Genomic DNA, 17,562 nt, shown 5'->3' with positions numbered 1-17,562 from the left:
CTCCTACAGTGAATATTCAAAGGAAGACATCAGAGCTTTCAGCTCTATTTTTGTTTTCTGGTCAAACTCACCCTCATGACTTTTCTCTTGATAACTCCCTAAACTATATGAACCTTTAACATCACCCCCCCACCATGGCATTAACTCTGCCATCGTTTTGAGATTGGTTGCACCACCATTTGGTCCAGGAGAGGTACTGACTAAAAGAACGGGCTTCTTATCGCTACCAAAAAAGGGCTTACTTGGTTCAGCAACACGTGAAAGCCAGTCAATCACATTTTTTAAGAATGCAGGCATAGATCCGTTGTGTTCCGGTGAGGCGATAATCAAAGCATCGTGCTCAACTAGTACTTGTCTCAGCCTTATTGCATCAGTAGGGATACCCTTTGACTCCACATCAATGCTATACATTGGTAAATCAAAATCAGTCAAATCCAAAATAGTCACTTCTGTTCGAGCAGCACAAGCTGCTAACGCGCGAATCAGAGTATTATGAATTGATTGGCTATGATTACTTCCCGAAAATGCGAGTACTTTTTTCATGATTTCATCCTATCTAATATTTGAGACCAACCTCTTGCGTTGGCGATTACAATAAATATTAATTGACCACTTATGATGAATAAACTATATATTAGTAACAAAATAGTTTACCAATGGTAAACAATAGAGAGTTAAATGAGGTTGTCGTGGATAAAATAAGGGCTCTAACCGTTTACAGAAGGGTTGTGGAACTAGGAAGCTTCAAAGCGGCAGCAGAAGATTTAAGCCTATCAAAAGCCGCTATTAGTAAGAATATTAATGAGCTGGAGGACTATCTTAAAAGTCCGTTGATCAACCGTACTACTCGCAACATGCATATTACTGATAATGGACAACTTTATTATAGACAAGTTTGCAACATATTAGATGATTTGAAACATGCTGATTTATCCGTTATGGAGTCCTCTGATATCTTAAAAGGCTCACTGAAAATAAGTGTTCCTATGTCCTTAGGCCTTTTAGAAATTAACCCCATCGTTTGTGAATTCATGCATCAACATCCCGAGTTATCTGTTGAAATTGTCATGAGCGACCAATATATCGATCTAATTGAACAAGGAATTGATATTGCAATTAGGGGTGGGGGCGAACTAAGTAACTCCAGCCTGAGATCCCGAAAGCTTATCAATATGAGAAGAGTGCTTTGTGCTTCTCCGGAGTACCTTTCAAAGTGCAGTAAGGTCCTCAAGCCTGAAGATCTCGCTCACCATAAATGCCTCATATACAGTTTCTCTTCATCAGCAAGACGCTGGCTATTCAGAAATGAGGATGAAGTCAAAGAGATCGAACTTCCACCTAACTCTTACGTGGTAAATAACGGGTTAGCACTCAAGCAAACAGCGTGCGCAGGCCATGGTATTTTGTTACTGCCTGATTTATTCGTTAATGATGAGTTAGAATCTGGAGAATTAGTTGAGATTTTACCGATGTGGCAAGTGGAAGATCATTCACTGTATGTTGTTTACCCTTTCCATAAAGAGCAGTCTCAAAAAGTCAGGGCTTTTATTGATTTTGTCGTCAAACACTTCGAAAGAAAACAACATTAACCTTCATAATCTCCTATCCAATTGCTTACTTAAACATGAAAACGCCACCTTTGCGAGAAGGTGGCCAGGTTTTTCAACAGACTTAGTTTCACTTGGCGTTACTATTCGCCAGCTGTAATATCACTGTAGAAAAGATGGATAATGCAATACCCGGATATACCGCTGTAGGTATACTTTTTCCCTGAAATAAAAACATGATAAACGCAACAAATACAGGACTTAGATAAATATAGGCCATCACTTTTGCAGGCCCCAGTACAATAGTAGTTTTGTGGATGATAAAGGTTGAGACCAAAGTCGCAAACAAAGCGAGGTATAGCATGTGCAGGGCAAGCTCGGCATTTAAGGCAAACCAGTCTAGTGGTTGATGGAATACAAACAATGCTAGCATCATCCAGAAGGCACCTCCCAACAGAGTACAAAATACGGTAACAATGGTTTCTTCTCCACGATGAAAAACTTTCATCGAGACAGAGAAGCACACCATAGAGATACAGCCGAGCAAAAATAAGATGTCTCCCTTATTGAGGTTCAGTCTCAATAATGTCTCTAAGTTTCCTTGCACAATCACCCAGCATGTACCTATAGCCCCTAGCAAATAAACGCCAAGCATCGGAATTGATAATTTTTCCTTAAAGAGGAAAACACTGACAATGGCAGTAATAAATGGCACTAATGTATACAATGTTCCTGTGTTTAATGCCGTGGTTGTCTCCAATGCCATGAACATACATATAAAGAAGATTGCAAAGAAAAGGCTCATGATAAGACTTCTAGGAAAAACATTTTTCGCTATTTTGAGAAAACGTTTCTTTGTTAGAATAAAAGGAAGTAATACCAGCGCTGAAAGCAGGAACCTCAATAACGTTAAGGAGAATGGATTGATTACACCGGATAGTTTTTCTGAAGATAAAAAAGATCCTGCAACCAGTGCTGTCACTAATAAGGACAAAAGGTGATATTTAATATTTTTCACATCGAGACCATCTATTTAAGGAGAGGGGAAGTTCTCTACTAATGGTTAAGTACCATAAACTTAACCCTAACAGCCGTCTTTACTAATTAAACATCCATTTAGTAATTTAACTATTTACCAAGAGTAAACAATTCATAGTGAATTACTCAGAATTAATCTATCTAAATGTCATTAATTCACTGTTGGTAAACAATTAGTTTACCTGAGTGCTGTTTATTTGATTTAGCACAACTCCTACACTTAGGCCTGAAAACACAACTCACCGTCCTATAATCCGTCAGGAGAGCGAATAATGAAAAAATTAATTAACTTAGTCTTAGTGAGCGCGATTGCCACTATGCCGGTCGCACAAAGCGTAGCGAAAACGATATCAACAGAGGGCCAACTTACCTTGTCTTACAGTGATGGTCGAGTGCCGACGCGAGGAGTTGAAAAAGTAAACAAAGTGCTCAAAACTGTTGGAGTACGAGTTAGTAGGGTTCCCCTACCTGAAGAGGCTAAGCCTATCCTCGAAATATCCAAAAAAAGAGCTATTACAAAGAAAGAAACCGAGAAACTAATCTCACTCTTTTCTATGCATCGCGGTGACTTATTGGATCAAATCAAGAAAGCTGGCCGAGTACCAGAGGTACACAGAGGCGGCTTCTTGTCGACATCTGAAGTTGGCGTTGCTCCATATCCAAAGGTTTATGATATGAAAGCAATGACTCCAGAAGTTATGCACTATTTACAGGAGAAATTTGGCAAATTGCATGTCAATAGTTCAGACAATGGCCAGGGTATTGATGAAGTGATGACTATAGTGTCAGGTGGGGAGTGGACATGGTTTTTCGCGCTAGCGAATAATGTAGTAGGTAAACTAACTCTGGGCTATGTATCAACGGATGGTGATGCATGGAGAATTAGTTACCCTGGACTAGGCCCTCACGGAGGTTTCTTAGATGCACCTTATGGTTTGGTTGTTGCATATGCACACGGTCCTAAAAACTTTGAGATGCGTTACGAAGAACCAAGTGTGCAAGGTACTGAGACCCTAGGTACTAACCCTTGGATCGACCTCAGCGGCGATGTTCCGAAGCTAGTTGACTAACATCAAAACACTACGAACCCCAGACTAATTACAATGACCAGATTTGCTTGACTGGTCATTTTTCATTTCTAGGTATTTCACTCCTTTGGTTAAGGTATTGACCCTGATAAGTGTAACGCTTCCACATTTTTTGGATGAAGCCAGGTATGACAACACCACATGAACAGATAATGAGCGAACATTCTAAGTGGGAATGGGGCAGAAACGAGTTAATCATGAATGACTGCTCATGGCACATAGCAGTAAACTAAACTTGGTAGTATTTTTATTTAGTTGGCTTCATAAAGCCTGTAATTGGTAACTTTATGCCATTATATGCTTCAATATTATGCCAAGTTACACTTCACTTGTAGCTCAATGAAATCTAATGTGCCTATGTCAACTTATGCTTCAAACAACATTTGGGTGCTTATAATTCTTCAAATATTAATCCATGTATTTTAAGTGAGTTTTACTTAAATCTTGTATCAGAATAACTTTTTTCAATTAATGTTTTTATAAAGTAAAGCCAACCGACAGCGTTTTATTTCTTATACAAATACTGAAAGTATAAATTTCATAGAAATTTATGTTAAATATTATGGTTTTTGCTACAAATCAAACATTTTAAGGCACGGTTCCCTCTTTGAATACCTTTTAAAAATTGCTTAATAGAATGGCGCTTACTAATTCAAGAAACAAAATCTATAAGCTCAATTTTATAAATACATTACGTGGCGTGAAAATAAAAAATCATAAGATGCCAGCCAGTGTTATGCTGCGTAAAAATGCTAATTGGGATAGTAAATCATGAAGTTGTTTTCGTTAAAGCCCGTTACTAATTCTTACGACATGGTTGAGTGGGACATACTTTCATTCGCGGAAAAAATACAACCAATGTTGCCATCTAATCAAGATGCTTGCATGTTTCTACTTGATATCCATATGAATAACGACTCTTTATTAGCGTAATGGCCTTAAGGTTATGAGTTGCCTTTTTTACCTGATTATCTAAAAGATAACTACGATATAAGTATCATAGATGGGTTTATCGCTCTTCGGATGAATGCTTATGAAGCTTTAAAAGATTTATTAGCGCCTTTAGGTGAGTTTATTGAAACAAAAGCTGATGGTGAACCTATTGTAATCTTTAACTTGCGTACATTTGGACTAGAAGATGAAGCAAAATGTGAACGCGAATATTTAGATGGTTATCCTTTAGATTATATCAAAATTGCTTTCATAAATGATGATGTAAAAAACAAGCCTGTTTTTAAGAGTAAATTTACAGGTGGTTCTCGTTTGTATTGTACAGATAAGTTTAAATCTGCTGTAGAAGATAATGGATTAACGGATGTTTATATTGACGAAGATCTCGATAATATTTTTTCTAATTAAGTTAATTTAGATAAAGAAAACATTATTTAGGCCGCGTTATATAAAACGAAAATCAAAGCTACCTTTAAAAACCAACTATTATATTTTAGTAATTTCAATACCCACATGGATGTGGGTATTTAAATGACTGAAATAAATCGGATGCTATATGCCAATAAACTTTAACAGCTTATCCGGTGATTGTTTTTTACCAATTCCTCTTACATAAAAATTTAATAACATATTTGTAGTAGCCCACATCTCAGTTTGAAAAGAGGATTTTGATTTTATCTAACAGTCCCTAGTGAGCGAGAAGCAGTCAATCAAAAGCGTTTTTATTAAATCCATGTGCTTACTATATACACAATAAAATAGTGATATATTTTATCGTGCATTATTAGGTACATTAAAACAATAGTTATTTTTGTGGGCTACCAGCGTTTGTGCTTTAAACTATTGGTTAATTAATTTAATCCATTCAATTGGATTCGAGACAATGAATTGATATTTATTACCATCTTTTAATACGATTTCAATTGCATCATGTGTATAAGGCAAAATACCCGAAACTTTACCAGAGCACTTACTCACTTTTACAATTTCACACCGTGCAAACATATAAGGCCCTAACCCAAATTGTGCATTCAACGGCGCAAAATGAATATCGGTGTTGGTTAGCCAAAATTTGCCGTCTGCTTTAACCGCCCCTTGTTGAATCGTGGCGATGGTCGATTTGATTGTTATTGCATGCATAATAGTATTCCTTTATGTAGTGCTGCTTTTAAGTCATTACCAAGTAACGACATTTAAGCTGACTGTATTACCTTTCTCTTGGTTTGCCTACCGTTAAGTAGTGCGCCCAGCCACATATTTTTAACTAATAATAAATAACTTATTTGACCTATAAGCAATGTAACCACCACGCTTACTATAAACTTTACTAAAACTGGCCAATTAGTATTAATCAATGGCATCTGAATATAAATCAGCACTGGCACATGTATTAAATAAATCCAATATGATGCATTTGAGATGCTGCGACTGAGCTTACTTTGGTGATTTAAAAAACGATGCCCAAGTAAAAACGTTATGGCGGTTAACAAAATAACACTCAGTCCTTGTGATAAAACATGTAATACATGTAGCTCTCCCGCTGCGGCAAAATACCCCGAAGTTGCGGCGGCAATCACTTCATCTAAGCTTGGCGCGGCTGGTAATAAAGAAAAATAACCAGTCAGCGATATTGCAATACCCAAAATAAGAGGCCATAAGTACTTATGATATGACCAAATGAGCTGCTGTTTTTTATAAAGCCCCACTCCTAACCAATAAAAACTGCCGTAAAAACCATACGACCATAACTGTGGCGTGAGTTTATCAGGAGCAGGAAATGGAATAGATTGCCCCATTAATGAAAACGTTAACACGATGGGAAGTACAACCCACATAAATAAAGGGTGAACGCTAAGCGCATCGAATTTATTGCCTAATAAGTTAGTTGTTTTCAACAACCAGTGAATTAAGCAAAACTGGAATAAGTTCCACAAAAACCATAAGTGCATAGTGCTAACAACAGGCTCTTTAATAACTTTAAACACAGCAAAAATCGGCGGTATTGGATTAGCTATACCGGCTCCAAAACTCAATGCATGGTAGTAAACGGCAAAGCTTAAAGGTAAAAATACAATAAAAGGCAGTAGAATATGTTTACTGCGATGATGTAAAAAGCGCGCGTTGCTCGATTTATCTATTAAAAGTGCACTGCAAAACCCTGCAATAATAAAAAATAACGGCATCCGAAATAAGTGCAGCGTATGCGTAATATAATCAAATAGACCATGTGTGCTTGAGTCTGCCGTAAACCAAATATTGCCAAAGAACGGACTGTAGGCTAAAGCGGCATGAAATACGATGCCGAGCAATAGCGCGAGGCTGCGTAAATTATCAATGTAATGTAATCGACTGTCTTTATTCATTAATGTGCCCAACTATTTTTTATTAATAAAGCATAAATGAATGAGGTTTCATGGCACTAGTCACAAAGCTCATAGCCCGAGCTATGACAGATGTCACTGTTTTTACAACGCGAGTTCTGCAATAATTGCTAAAAAAATATGGCCACAGTAATGGAATCAACTATACGACATACAACCGATTGGCATTTCTCAACATTGGCATCGTGGCTTGGAGTGACATCGGCGTGTGCCTATTATGCCAACTCAGAATTAGCGCTATATTTGCAAATCATAGTAAGTGGTTCCATTTTAGCTATTTTGCTGTATGTGTTAAAACAGCCTAACAAATTTGTTCACGGCGTAGCACTTGGCTATTTCCTGCTTATTTTGGCAATGATACAACTGAGTTCAACATCCTTAGTTTTTATCCACCTAGTGATGTTTACCGCGGTTTTTAGTCCTCATTTTTCGCTTCCTAAAATACTGGCTTGCGTTGTGGCCGCCATGCTGGTGTATGGTTTAACGCATTATGCGCGCTGGGAAAATGGCATTCCTTGGGTCACGTTTACAATTTGGTTTTTCTTTTGCTTGATGAATTGGTTTGTTAGCCGGCGTATTGTCGAAAGTTTAAATACACATTACCAATCCCGCCAAAACTACAAAGAGTTAAAAGCCACCCAACACATGATGGGGGCGATGCATGCAGCGCAAGAGCGACAAAATATATCACGCGAGCTCCATGACTCACTCGGCCATAAGCTTACCGCGCTCAGCATTAATTTAGATTTTGCTAAAAGAGCAGCAAATGAAGCCACCGTTGAAACCCTCTCTCTTTGCCACCAACTTAGCCAAGAAGTATTGGCTGAGGTGCGCGAAATCGTTTCCACTCAACGCAATGACAAAACGATTCTTAAGCAAGCTCTTGAGGCCATTTGCGAACTGACACCTAATTTACACTGTGATCTCCAACTAAGTAAGGAGACAGAGCAGCTTCCTCAAGACGATACCCTGTGTGTATTGCGGTTTACCCAAGAGATGATCAGCAACACCCTTAAACATACCCAAGCAAACCATTTTACTTTGCATGTAAATGTCACCCACGTTGGCCAACAGCCGCTGTTAATTGCAAAGGCGTATCATAATCAGCCAGAGACCCATTTACCAAAACAAGGGAATGGATTAGCAGGATTAAATGAGCGAATGGCACAATTTGGCGGTGAATTTTCACAACACCTTGAGCAAGAAACACTGATCAATACCATGACACTGCCACTCAATTTAGAAGAAAAAAGCCATGATAAAGTGCCTACTAGTTGAAGATCAGACCTTAGTTCGTTTAGGCCTCGCTAATTTACTTAACCTCGATAGCGCCATTAATATCGAAGCCCAAGCTGAAGATGGCTTACAAGCGCTTGCACTATTAGCTGAGCATAGTTTTGACATTGCTTTACTCGATATGAGAATGCCGAATTTAGATGGGCTCGGCGTGCTGCAAAAAATGCGTGAAAAGGGTGATAAAACCCCTGTGCTGATCATTACCACATTTGAAGATTGTGATGTATTAGTCAAAGCCCTTAATCTAGGTGCTCGTGGGTATGTGCTTAAAAACATTGAGCTTGAAGAACTTATTAGCGCTATCAAGCAGGTCGTTGCAGGTGAGCGAGTATTGCAAAGTGCGGTGACTGATTTTTTACTCAAAAAGCAGTTAAGCCCTCAGCTCTGCTTAACAGGCAAAGAACAAACCGTATTGCAGTGTTTGTCTTTAGGCATGTCGAACAAAGTGATTGCCAAAAAATTAGATAACTCTGAGGGGACTATTCGTAATCATGTGTCACAAATCCTTGCTAAGTTAGAGGTAGAAGACCGCACTCAGGCCGTTATAAAAGCCATTAATCAAAACCTAATTTAACACGCGAACAGCATCAAATTCGCACGGAAACACCCCAAACTAACCAAGGTATACCACCAATAAAAAAGAAAGGAATAGCTAAAAACAATTGTTGGAGCACCCACGTTTTTTAGATGAGTTGATAAAACTTTTTTAAAGATACTGATTTTTTTCTATCTTAAATTCAGGTGAAGAATTTAGTTCAAGGTCACAATTTAGTTGCCACCAATCATCCTTTAATATTTTTGAAGTGAATGGGGTCACCCATTAGAAAGTTCCGGTCAAGCAGGCAGCTGTGTTTCCTTGATCTTTTATTCAAAAACTAAGTGTTTTTTATTGTTTAAACTCAATTTAAATATGACTACGCACCTAGTAATAACGTCGATTGGTGTGAATATGCACTATGGCTTAGGTAAAAAACGCGATATGAATTTAGGCAGTTTAATTAAGCATTATTGATGATTAATTAATGCCCTTGGCTTTCGCCTCAGTCATCGTTTAGTACCAATGTCAGTCCAGTTTCTGGCTGTGTTTACACACTGCGCTGTAACAATTCTGTGGTTTATGCTTGAACATAACCAGCCCTTGGTGGCTCAAACATTGGGCATATCCAGTATTTAAAATATGAGCGGTTAACGTGCAGGCTCAATCAAATCTAGTGGTTTTACCAACCCCATTACTAGCTCAACACATTAACCTAATTTGTTTTTTCGTCGCTAGGAAAAAGCCTTGTGTTCATCAAATGGAACATTATCTTTAAGCCTGTGATAACAGGCTCTTGCGAGCTTATGCGCAACCGTTTTAATTGCGATAACTTGGTTCGTTTTAGCCAGTTTTCGTTGATAATATTTTTTGATTGTCGGGTTGTACCGAATGGCAAAATTAGCGGCCTCAGTAAAAGCCCACGCTAAATAACGATTACCATTCTTCTGATTCGTAGCGCCTTTTTTCTTTCCATTACTGTACCTTGCTCCTTTAACACAGCGACAATACGATGAGAAATTCCCTGGGCTATTAAAACGTTTAATAGTGCCTGTCTCTAACATAATGGTCAGTGCTAAGGTATTCCCAATTCCATCAATACTGGCTAGGTTCATAAACTCAGGGGAGAGTGATGTTTGTTTTAAAATAGCGCCTTCTATCACATTAATTTGCTGTTGGGCACAGCGTATTAATGAGAGGTTAGAAATGACTGACAGTGCTGTATTCATTGAGCTAAAGTCTGCATGTACCTGCTCAGTATCAACGCCTTTTCTGATAGCGGCCATTTGTTTTATTTTGTTGCTACTGAGCTTATATCCAAGATGTCGCATGTAACAACTTTGTACTGATTAATAAGTTTTTAGTGGACTTTAAACTCTGTATCCATTAAAGCGTCGACTAACCAGTACCAATTAAATGTTGATTCGACAACAAGCTCTTTTAAGTTGTCTTTATAAGGACTTAGAAAAGATAAAATGACAGACATGTCATTATTTAAACGCTTAACGGTAAGTGTTTCACCTTGTTCATTAATGATAGCAACAACAAAATTTTTTGAATACAAGTCAATGCCACCATATAGTTTCATACCAAGCTCCTCGAAATACAGTTTATGTTTTGGTCAACACAACTGTATCGAAAAACTCGAGAAGCTTTCTATATGATTATCAAATCTTGATTTTGGACATTAAAGATTTTCAAGGTCTGCTCAAGGCACAGAGCAGTCAACTAAACTGGGCTGTATTATTAAGTGGTTAGCTACATAAAGCCTGTATTTAGTAACTTTATGCCATTATAAGCTTCAATCTTATGCCAACTTACACTTCAAACAACATTGGGTGTATTAAAATTCCATTTATCTATTTTCTAATATTTTATTTTGTTATTCGTGCGCTAATTCTAGCTTTTACGCACTTAGCTAATTCTTTGTCTTTATAGACAATAGCTAATGGGTAAGTAATAATTAAAACTCGTGATTATACTTTACGCCGCAGGTGTTCAATAAAGCTATTAAGGGTCAATATGACATCTCAGAGGAATAAATGGGCGCTGGCAATATTACTCGGGCTTATTGGAGGTTGCGTTAATCTTTTACCTCTGTATTTTTTTGATAGCTCTGAATTTTTATTTGGTCAGACGTTTGTAATACTTAGCCTAGTGTTTGCAGGGCTTCGTTATTCTCTCCTTAGCTTAGCGATTGTAACTGGTTTTTTATTTTATCGCTGGGGACATAGCTGGAACAGTGTTGTTTATGTGCTTGAGCTGTTTTGGCTTTATGCCTTTTGTTTAAAGCGTTCTAAGCCAATACTTCCCTTAGGCGCTGTATTTTGGTTTTTAGTAGGTTTACCACTGGTGTGGTTTTTGGGTCACTTTGTTATAGGCCTGCCTTGGCTCACACTTGTTGTGGCTGCCTCAAAGTACTTAATAAATGCCATGATTGCATTGGCCCTGGTCGACTTGGTCAGTCTGTTTGTTCCTCATGCCAGTCGAGTCTATCAAGGACAACCTCTTGCACGTATTTTAAGTTATATTGTTAGCGTTATCATTATTTTAGTGGTGTTGATCACCAGTGTTTCTTTGGTTAATCAGCATTATTCGCGTTTAGAATACGAAGTGAATACGCAACTCGAAGAGCAGTCTCAATCAATTAGCACTCAGCTCAATGATTATTTACAGTTTCATAAAAACGCGGTTGTAATGACCAGTAATACAATTAGCGTTGGTGGACAAATTCAGCCTCAGTTAGAGCAGTTGATGGCTTTATATCCAGGTTTTTTAACTAGCCTTTATGCCAGTCCAAAGGGCCTTGTTAAAAACAGCATGCCGAGCGAGCTACTAAGTGGACTAACTAAAGAGCAGCGTTATGTTAATGATCGCTCTTATTTTTCTCAAGCTCAGCAGTACCCTTTCGGTTATAGCAGTGGTGTATTTCGAGGAAGGGGATTAGGGAATCAACCGATCGTAGCACTTTCCGCTCCTATTTATAGAGATGATGAATTTTATGGTGTTATTGAGGGCTCGCTCCAACTAGACCGACTAGAGCGATTTATTCCGGACTTATTTGAATATAAAGGGCAGTTAGTAATTTTAGATGCCAACAAAAAAGTAGTATTTAGTTCACTAAATCAGTTTACTGCACTGAGTGACTTTAACCTGCAAGCTTTTAAAGCTCAGCGTCAACCTAACAGCCAACTATTTCGCTCTGCTGATAATGAAATGTATCACACCAGTCAGTTTATTGATGACAAAAATGGTTGGCAGGTCATTTCTTTTTATAATCGAAAGTACATAACCATAGTGGTCGTGGGTACATGGTTGCCAACCATGCTACTAGGCTTAATTTCGATGGTATTGGTTGTGTTGTTTATTTATAAATTTACTCACTTACTTACCAAGCCAATTAGAGAGCTGACTAATTTAATTCAAGACTTTAGCAAAACAAAAAAGCAGGTATTCAATACGGAATCTAGTTGGTATGAAGTACTACAATTGCAGTATCAATTTGACATGTTGGGCAGTGCGTTACAGCATTCAATTGGCAATTTAGAAGCATCTAATATAGAAAATGAAGAACTCAATAAGCAGCTTAGCCAATTTAATCAGCAATTAGAAAGTAAAGTCGCAGAGCAAACAACTGAATTAACACAAACGGTTAAACTCGCCAATGAAGCAAATATTGCTAAGTCACAATTTTTAGCAAACATGAGTCATGAACTTAGAACACCTATGAATGGCATATTAGGTATGGGAGAGGTTTTGCTTCGAGATCAGTCCTTGAGTACCGAACAAAAGGAATTGTTAATCACACAGCAAAAAAGTGCCAAAAACTTGCTTAATATTCTTAACGATATTTTAGATTTTTCTAAAATTGAAGCAAATGCCATGGAGCTAAATATTAGGCCCACGCAGCTAACTCCATTTATCGAAAATATACGCTCTTTATTTTCCTCGATTGTTGCTGCCAAAGAGGTAGAATTTACGGTTATTCAAACTAATAATTTGCCACAGTGTATTAGTATTGATGAATTACGCTTAAATCAGGTGATCATAAATTTACTCTCTAATGCGTATAAATTTACGCAGCAAGGCTTTGTAAATTTATCGTTTGATTATCACGATAATAAGCTTCAAGTTAGCGTTGAAGATAGTGGTATTGGTATTGCGAAGGCACAGCAATCACTGTTATTTAGCGAATTTACTCAAGCTGATGTGGGCGTTGCGCGTAAATATGGAGGAACAGGGCTCGGGTTGGCTATTTCTCAAAAGCTAATAAAAATGATGGACGGTGAAATTCAGTTACATAGCGAAGAGGGTAAAGGTAGTACGTTTACATTTAGCATTAGTGCACCAAAATCAGCAGAAGCCCCATCAACATTACCTAAAAAAACAGCTATGCAACCAAACCTGTTGGGTAAGCACATACTGTTAGTTGAAGATAATGCGATTAACCGACATGTTATTTCAAAAATGTTGGAGCCGACTGAAGCGGTGATAGTTATGGCCGAGGATGGTGTTAAGGCTCTTGATGTATTAAAAGATCAATCGTTTGATTTGATTTTAATGGATTGCCAAATGCCTAATATGGATGGCTATGAATGCACACGTACGATTAGAGTTATGGAAGTTAAAACAGGTTTGCGAGTGCCTATAGTAGCGATTACGGCTAATGCCTATGAAGAAGATAAACAGCGATGTTTAATAGCAGGTATGGATGACTTTATTGCCAAACCAATTAATAGTGATGATTTATACACTGTGATTGGTAACATTCTCAGCTGATAATAGTTCAACAGGCAAAAGCTTACACCGTGCCAGAGAGTATCCGCTTGCCAAATGGTTAAATGTATCTAATTAGTTTTATGAGCAGAAAAATAAGATAATAGAATGGGGGGATTAGCCTGAGTAAACTAATGGAAAGTCGGCGCTACTCAGGCTATATAATTACATTGACTCTAATTTCATGCCGCGTGTTTCTTTGATGTATTTAACCACAAAAAATACACTAATAAATGCCGAAAGAGTGTAAAAGCCATAAGCACCTGCTAAACCAATACTGCCGAGCATAATCGGGAAGGTCATAGTAATAGCAAAGTTAGCTATCCATTGTGCGCTAGCTGCAACAGCAAGGGCTGCTCCGCGAATACGGTTATTGAACATTTCACCAAGTAGTACCCATACAATAGGGCCCCAGCTTAAGCCAAAAAATACCACAAATAAATTAGCCATTATTAATGCAAAGGTACCCATATTTTCGCTAAGTGCTAACTTGCCCGCTTCATCAAGGCCTGCACTTCCAAAGGTGTAGGTAAGTGCACTTAAACTAATAAACATACCTATGCTACCTACCAATAATAGTGGCTTACGGCCTACTTTATCGACTAAGGCAATAGCTATAAAGGTAGATAAAATATTGGTGGTGCCTGCAAGTACATTAATAAACAGTGATTGTGATTCATCAAAACCAGCGGCTTGCCATAGCTCTGAGCCGTAATAAAATACCACGTTAATACCAACAAATTGTTGGAAAACTGATAAAGCCACACCCACCCAAACAATAGGATGTACTTTTTTACTGCCATCAATAAATAAGTCGCGAATACTTGGTTTTTTATCACTTTGCAGAGACTGTTTCACGTCATTGATTTGCGTATCAGCATCGTCATTTGAGATTTTATTAAATACAGTTTTAGCGTGTTTAAGTTTACCTTGTGCGACTAGGTAACGCGGTGACTCAGGAATAAAAAGTACGCCAATTAAAAATAAGCCTGCAGGAACAAGTTCAGCCCAAAACATCCAGCGCCATGCGGCTAAATCTAACATTAAAATACCTTCGGCACCGCCAGCGGCGTTAGCAATTAGGTAATTACTTAAAAAGGCTGCAAATAAACCAAGTACGATAGCGAGTTGTTGTAATGTCGCTAAACGACCACGTAAACTTGCTGGTGCTACTTCTGCAATATAAGCAGGTGCTAAAACAGAGGCTGCACCTATGCCTAATCCGCCAAATAAGCGGTAAAAAATAAACTCAGCAGAACTATCGGCAACCCCAGAGCCAAAAGCGCTGACTGCAAATATAATGGCAGTGACAATCATAATAGCGCGACGGCCAAATTTGTCAGCTAATGGGCCAGCAGCTAAAGCCCCCAGCGCACAACCTAATAATACAGATGCAACATTAAAACCAGTTGCAACACTGCTTGAGTTAAATGTATTACCTAATGCCGATACGGTGCCGTTTATAACGCCCGAATCGAAACCAAATAAAAAGCCACCAATAGCGGCAACGGCCGATATAAAAATAACATATAAAAGCGAGCACTTAGTCTGTGCGCTATGCTCACCTTTAGTTGCATGCTGTGTCGTCATGTTGTTCAATCCTAATTTTTATTATGTGTAATGTAGTTAAAGTAGCACTAAATTTGCTGGCAACCTTAGCACAGAGTGATCACGCTAAAAAAGATATTTCAATAGTAATACGTATGCATAAAAATTTTATTGGGTTGATAAAAATAACGAGATACTAGATACTGTTTTTATATACAGTATGGGCGGTTTTATGAAAAAAGAGTTACCAGCGAAATATTATTTGGCACATTTTAGAGAGCTATTAACGTTTGTGAGCGAGAAATGCATGCATTTACTCGAGCAAAAGCATATTTCATTTATTAGTAAAATAAACACGCTCGACGAACAGAGCCAGTGTATGTTGGCGCGCATTTATTCTCGTAAGCCTTATTTAGTTCAAACCCAATCATTAAACTACGAAGAAATTAGCTTGCCATACCAAGCACTTTTTAAATTAAAAGCGGCAAAGTTAATTGCTGAACCTTCTCATAAAGATTATAGGCAACTACTAAGTCACCTAACAAAACCGGCCTTAACAGAGCTGCTAGAAAAGCAAGAACAACCGCCATTATTTAAAAAAAGCGCTGCTAAAAGTAACTTAGTTGAAATAGTTAGTTCATTCTTTGAATCTAAGCCAGAGTGTCTTGCACACTTATATAATCAGTACGTGATAAATAATAGAGAAGAGTATTACGAGTATTTTGAATTTTTATATATCGGCAGGCTCAGTGCAGGCGATATTAATCATCAAAATCGATTTGTACTGCGAGATTTAGGCGTAACACCTGTTAGGCAAGAGCATAGTGAAAGCTTGTCGCGCTTTGATTCAATAGAGGAAGCGCAGTCTAACTATGCATTAAACCGTTTGCGGCTAACGCTTAAAAATACAAAAGATGACAATGAAAGAGAGGTACTAGCAAAGAAGCTAATAAATGAAGTAGCGTTAGGGGATCTTGCACAAGAGTTAAAAAACAAGTTACTGGTTATACTTTATAAGCAACTAAAAACAACTAACCCAACACTTGCGTTTGATGTACTTAATGCTTGCGAAGACGATGCACAAGCCCTCGAGATTCAAATAAGGGAGCAATATCGACAAGGCAATAAGCAATGGGTAAAAACGCAGCTTGAGCAAATTATAGAAAACCCGCTTACTGATGAGTTACTGTATTTTGCAGATGACTTTTTAATGCGTAAATTTAACAAGCAAACCCGTTCGCGGCTCAGTGAAATGTTAGCCAGTACACGCTGCATTATAGAAGTTGATGAACTCTACCGCGGCGATGTTGAGTTAGGTGTAAGCGATCACTACACTCGTCAAGGCAAACAGGTTTTTTATACTGAAAATACTTTGTGGCAAAGCCTATTTTCGCTGGTTTTTTGGCAAGAGCTATTTATTGAAACCCCGACGTCGCTTTGTAATGAATTTGATATTTTCCCACAAGCGTTAAAAACAGACTCCTTTTACTTAAATCAATCCTCACAAATAGAAGCGCGGCTGGCTGCGTGTAATAGTACCCCCAAATTGCTGCGTTTAGTGTGTAACCATGCCGCGAAGTATTATGAGCAACCAAATGGCTTATTTAGGTGGCACCCAGATGTTTTAAAGCCAGTAGAGATGCTTATATTAAATAGCCCAATAACGGCTTTACTTCAGCATTTAAAAAATATGGCAAAGAACTACCGACAGCTAAAAGATGGTTATCCCGATTTAATGATTGTTGATAATAACGCCGTTCATTTTGAAGAGGTTAAAGCGCCTGGCGATAAGCTCAAAAGAAACCAGTTAGTGAGTATCGATAATTTAAAAAACTGTGGCTTTATCGTAAATATTGCAGCGGTAAACTGGTATGTAGATCCTAAGCGGATTTATAGTGTGGTAGATATTGAAACAACAGGGGGCCTAAAAGGGGGGAACCGAATTACCGAAATTGGTGTTGTTAAAATACAGCAAGGCAACATTATTGATACATGGACTACGCTGATAAACCCAGAGCGGCCTATCCCTCGTTTTATTACTAAACTAACCGGTATCAACGACGCCATGGTAAGTGATGCGCCTATATTTAGCGACATTGCTTCGACTTTATTAGATAAGCTTTCGGGTAGTATTTTTGTCGCTCACAATGTTAATTTTGATTATGGCTTTATTAAAAAAGAGCTTGATGGGCTGGGAATCAACTTTAAAATGCCAAAACTATGTACCGTTGTTGAATCACGTAAAGCATTTAAGGGATTAAAGTCGTACTCACTGGGGAATTTATCTGCACACTTTAATTTAGATTTAACTAACCATCACCGTGCATTAGATGATGCTAAAGCGGCCGCGCAGTTATTGTTACTGGTACAACAATCTACAAATAGGGTTTGCGTTTAGGAAG

The 17,562-nt window shown here is 38.1% G+C and carries 15 protein-coding genes; 8 read left to right on the top strand and 7 right to left on the bottom strand.

Annotated features, from left to right (window positions below; genetic code table 11):
* Positions 1 to 3: 3 nt before the first annotated feature.
* Positions 4 to 543 carry an NADPH-dependent FMN reductase gene (locus FLM54_RS10420; RefSeq protein ID WP_178956332.1) on the bottom strand — a complete coding sequence of 180 codons (540 nt, stop codon included), beginning with the start codon at positions 541 to 543 and terminating at the stop codon, positions 4 to 6.
* A 113-nt stretch (positions 544 to 656) separates the two neighbouring features.
* Here FLM54_RS10420 and FLM54_RS10415 point away from each other — a divergent pair, with 113 nt between their 5' ends.
* Entirely contained in the window at positions 657 to 1,589 is a 933-nt protein-coding gene (locus FLM54_RS10415) for a LysR family transcriptional regulator (RefSeq protein ID WP_218651599.1), read from the top strand.
* 88 nt (positions 1,590 to 1,677) lie between these two features.
* Here FLM54_RS10415 and FLM54_RS10410 read toward each other — a convergent pair whose 3' ends face one another.
* Entirely contained in the window at positions 1,678 to 2,565 is an 888-nt protein-coding gene (locus tag FLM54_RS10410) for a DMT family transporter (protein WP_178956331.1), read from the bottom strand.
* A 292-nt stretch (positions 2,566 to 2,857) separates the two neighbouring features.
* Here FLM54_RS10410 and FLM54_RS10405 point away from each other — a divergent pair, with 292 nt between their 5' ends.
* The 3 genes from FLM54_RS10405 (at position 2,858) to FLM54_RS10400 (ending at position 5,032) form a co-directional block, all read left to right on the top strand.
* Entirely contained in the window at positions 2,858 to 3,655 is a 798-nt protein-coding gene (locus FLM54_RS10405; protein WP_178956330.1) for a hypothetical protein, read from the top strand.
* A gap of 789 nt (positions 3,656 to 4,444) precedes the next feature.
* Positions 4,445 to 4,606, top strand: coding sequence for a hypothetical protein (locus FLM54_RS18885; RefSeq protein ID WP_256729713.1), 162 nt, complete (start codon positions 4,445 to 4,447; stop codon positions 4,604 to 4,606).
* A gap of 18 nt (positions 4,607 to 4,624) precedes the next feature.
* Positions 4,625 to 5,032, top strand: coding sequence for a hypothetical protein (locus FLM54_RS10400; protein ID WP_256729712.1), 408 nt, complete (start codon positions 4,625 to 4,627; stop codon positions 5,030 to 5,032).
* Positions 5,033 to 5,464: 432 nt separating this feature from the next.
* On the opposite strand, the gene FLM54_RS10395 is transcribed toward FLM54_RS10400, so the two are convergent.
* Positions 5,465 to 5,764 (bottom strand): hypothetical protein, encoded by a 300-nt coding sequence (locus FLM54_RS10395; RefSeq protein WP_178956329.1) that lies wholly within the window; start codon positions 5,762 to 5,764, stop codon positions 5,465 to 5,467.
* Between the two features lie 53 nt (positions 5,765 to 5,817).
* Positions 5,818 to 6,987 carry an acyltransferase family protein gene (locus FLM54_RS10390; RefSeq protein WP_178956328.1) on the bottom strand — a complete coding sequence of 390 codons (1,170 nt, stop codon included), beginning with the start codon at positions 6,985 to 6,987 and terminating at the stop codon, positions 5,818 to 5,820.
* A 150-nt stretch (positions 6,988 to 7,137) separates the two neighbouring features.
* Between FLM54_RS10390 and FLM54_RS10385 the strand changes: the two genes are divergently transcribed.
* Positions 7,138 to 8,283, top strand: coding sequence for a sensor histidine kinase (locus tag FLM54_RS10385; RefSeq protein ID WP_178956327.1), 1,146 nt, complete (start codon positions 7,138 to 7,140; stop codon positions 8,281 to 8,283).
* A complete protein-coding gene (locus FLM54_RS10380; RefSeq protein ID WP_138605015.1) occupies positions 8,261 to 8,875 on the top strand; it encodes a response regulator in 615 nt (204 codons plus the stop codon). The genes FLM54_RS10385 and FLM54_RS10380 overlap by 23 nt, the downstream gene beginning before the upstream one ends.
* Positions 8,876 to 9,570: 695 nt before the next feature.
* Here the strand turns inward: FLM54_RS10380 and FLM54_RS10375 are convergent.
* Entirely contained in the window at positions 9,571 to 10,167 is a 597-nt protein-coding gene (locus tag FLM54_RS10375; protein WP_256729711.1) for a transposase, read from the bottom strand.
* A 29-nt stretch (positions 10,168 to 10,196) separates the two neighbouring features.
* Entirely contained in the window at positions 10,197 to 10,424 is a 228-nt protein-coding gene (locus FLM54_RS18880) for a hypothetical protein (protein ID WP_249363147.1), read from the bottom strand.
* A 434-nt stretch (positions 10,425 to 10,858) separates the two neighbouring features.
* Between FLM54_RS18880 and FLM54_RS10370 the strand changes: the two genes are divergently transcribed.
* The gene (locus FLM54_RS10370) at positions 10,859 to 13,615 is read left to right on the top strand and encodes a response regulator (RefSeq protein WP_178956326.1); all 2,757 of its coding nucleotides are present in this window, start codon (positions 10,859 to 10,861) and stop codon (positions 13,613 to 13,615) included.
* A gap of 162 nt (positions 13,616 to 13,777) precedes the next feature.
* Here FLM54_RS10370 and FLM54_RS10365 read toward each other — a convergent pair whose 3' ends face one another.
* Entirely contained in the window at positions 13,778 to 15,202 is a 1,425-nt protein-coding gene (locus FLM54_RS10365) for a sugar porter family MFS transporter (RefSeq protein ID WP_178956325.1), read from the bottom strand.
* Positions 15,203 to 15,392: 190 nt separating this feature from the next.
* Between FLM54_RS10365 and FLM54_RS10360 the strand changes: the two genes are divergently transcribed.
* A complete protein-coding gene (locus FLM54_RS10360; RefSeq protein WP_178956324.1) occupies positions 15,393 to 17,558 on the top strand; it encodes an exonuclease domain-containing protein in 2,166 nt (721 codons plus the stop codon).
* Positions 17,559 to 17,562: the final 4 nt, after the last annotated feature.

Origin of the sequence: Pseudoalteromonas sp. Scap25, from assembly GCF_013394125.1 — a bacterium.
Lineage (GTDB): Bacteria > Pseudomonadota > Gammaproteobacteria > Enterobacterales > Alteromonadaceae > Pseudoalteromonas.
Note: the sequence above shows the minus strand (reverse complement) of the source record. Positions and strands in the feature narration are given on the sequence as shown.

Coding starts and splice junctions, on each gene's coding strand:
- FLM54_RS10420 (WP_178956332.1), bottom strand. CDS start 543: ATGAAAAAAGTACTCGCATTTTCGGGAAGTAATCATAGCCAATCAATT.
- FLM54_RS10415 (WP_218651599.1), top strand. CDS start 657: ATGGTAAACAATAGAGAGTTAAATGAGGTTGTCGTGGATAAAATAAGG.
- FLM54_RS10405 (WP_178956330.1), top strand. CDS start 2,858: ATGAAAAAATTAATTAACTTAGTCTTAGTGAGCGCGATTGCCACTATG.
- FLM54_RS18885 (WP_256729713.1), top strand. CDS start 4,445: ATGAAGTTGTTTTCGTTAAAGCCCGTTACTAATTCTTACGACATGGTT.
- FLM54_RS10395 (WP_178956329.1), bottom strand. CDS start 5,764: ATGCATGCAATAACAATCAAATCGACCATCGCCACGATTCAACAAGGG.
- FLM54_RS10390 (WP_178956328.1), bottom strand. CDS start 6,987: ATGAATAAAGACAGTCGATTACATTACATTGATAATTTACGCAGCCTC.
- FLM54_RS10385 (WP_178956327.1), top strand. CDS start 7,138: ATGGAATCAACTATACGACATACAACCGATTGGCATTTCTCAACATTG.
- FLM54_RS10380 (WP_138605015.1), top strand. CDS start 8,261: ATGATAAAGTGCCTACTAGTTGAAGATCAGACCTTAGTTCGTTTAGGC.
- FLM54_RS10375 (WP_256729711.1), bottom strand. CDS start 10,167: ATGCGACATCTTGGATATAAGCTCAGTAGCAACAAAATAAAACAAATG.
- FLM54_RS18880 (WP_249363147.1), bottom strand. CDS start 10,424: ATGAAACTATATGGTGGCATTGACTTGTATTCAAAAAATTTTGTTGTT.
- FLM54_RS10370 (WP_178956326.1), top strand. CDS start 10,859: ATGACATCTCAGAGGAATAAATGGGCGCTGGCAATATTACTCGGGCTT.
- FLM54_RS10365 (WP_178956325.1), bottom strand. CDS start 15,202: ATGACGACACAGCATGCAACTAAAGGTGAGCATAGCGCACAGACTAAG.
- FLM54_RS10360 (WP_178956324.1), top strand. CDS start 15,393: ATGAAAAAAGAGTTACCAGCGAAATATTATTTGGCACATTTTAGAGAG.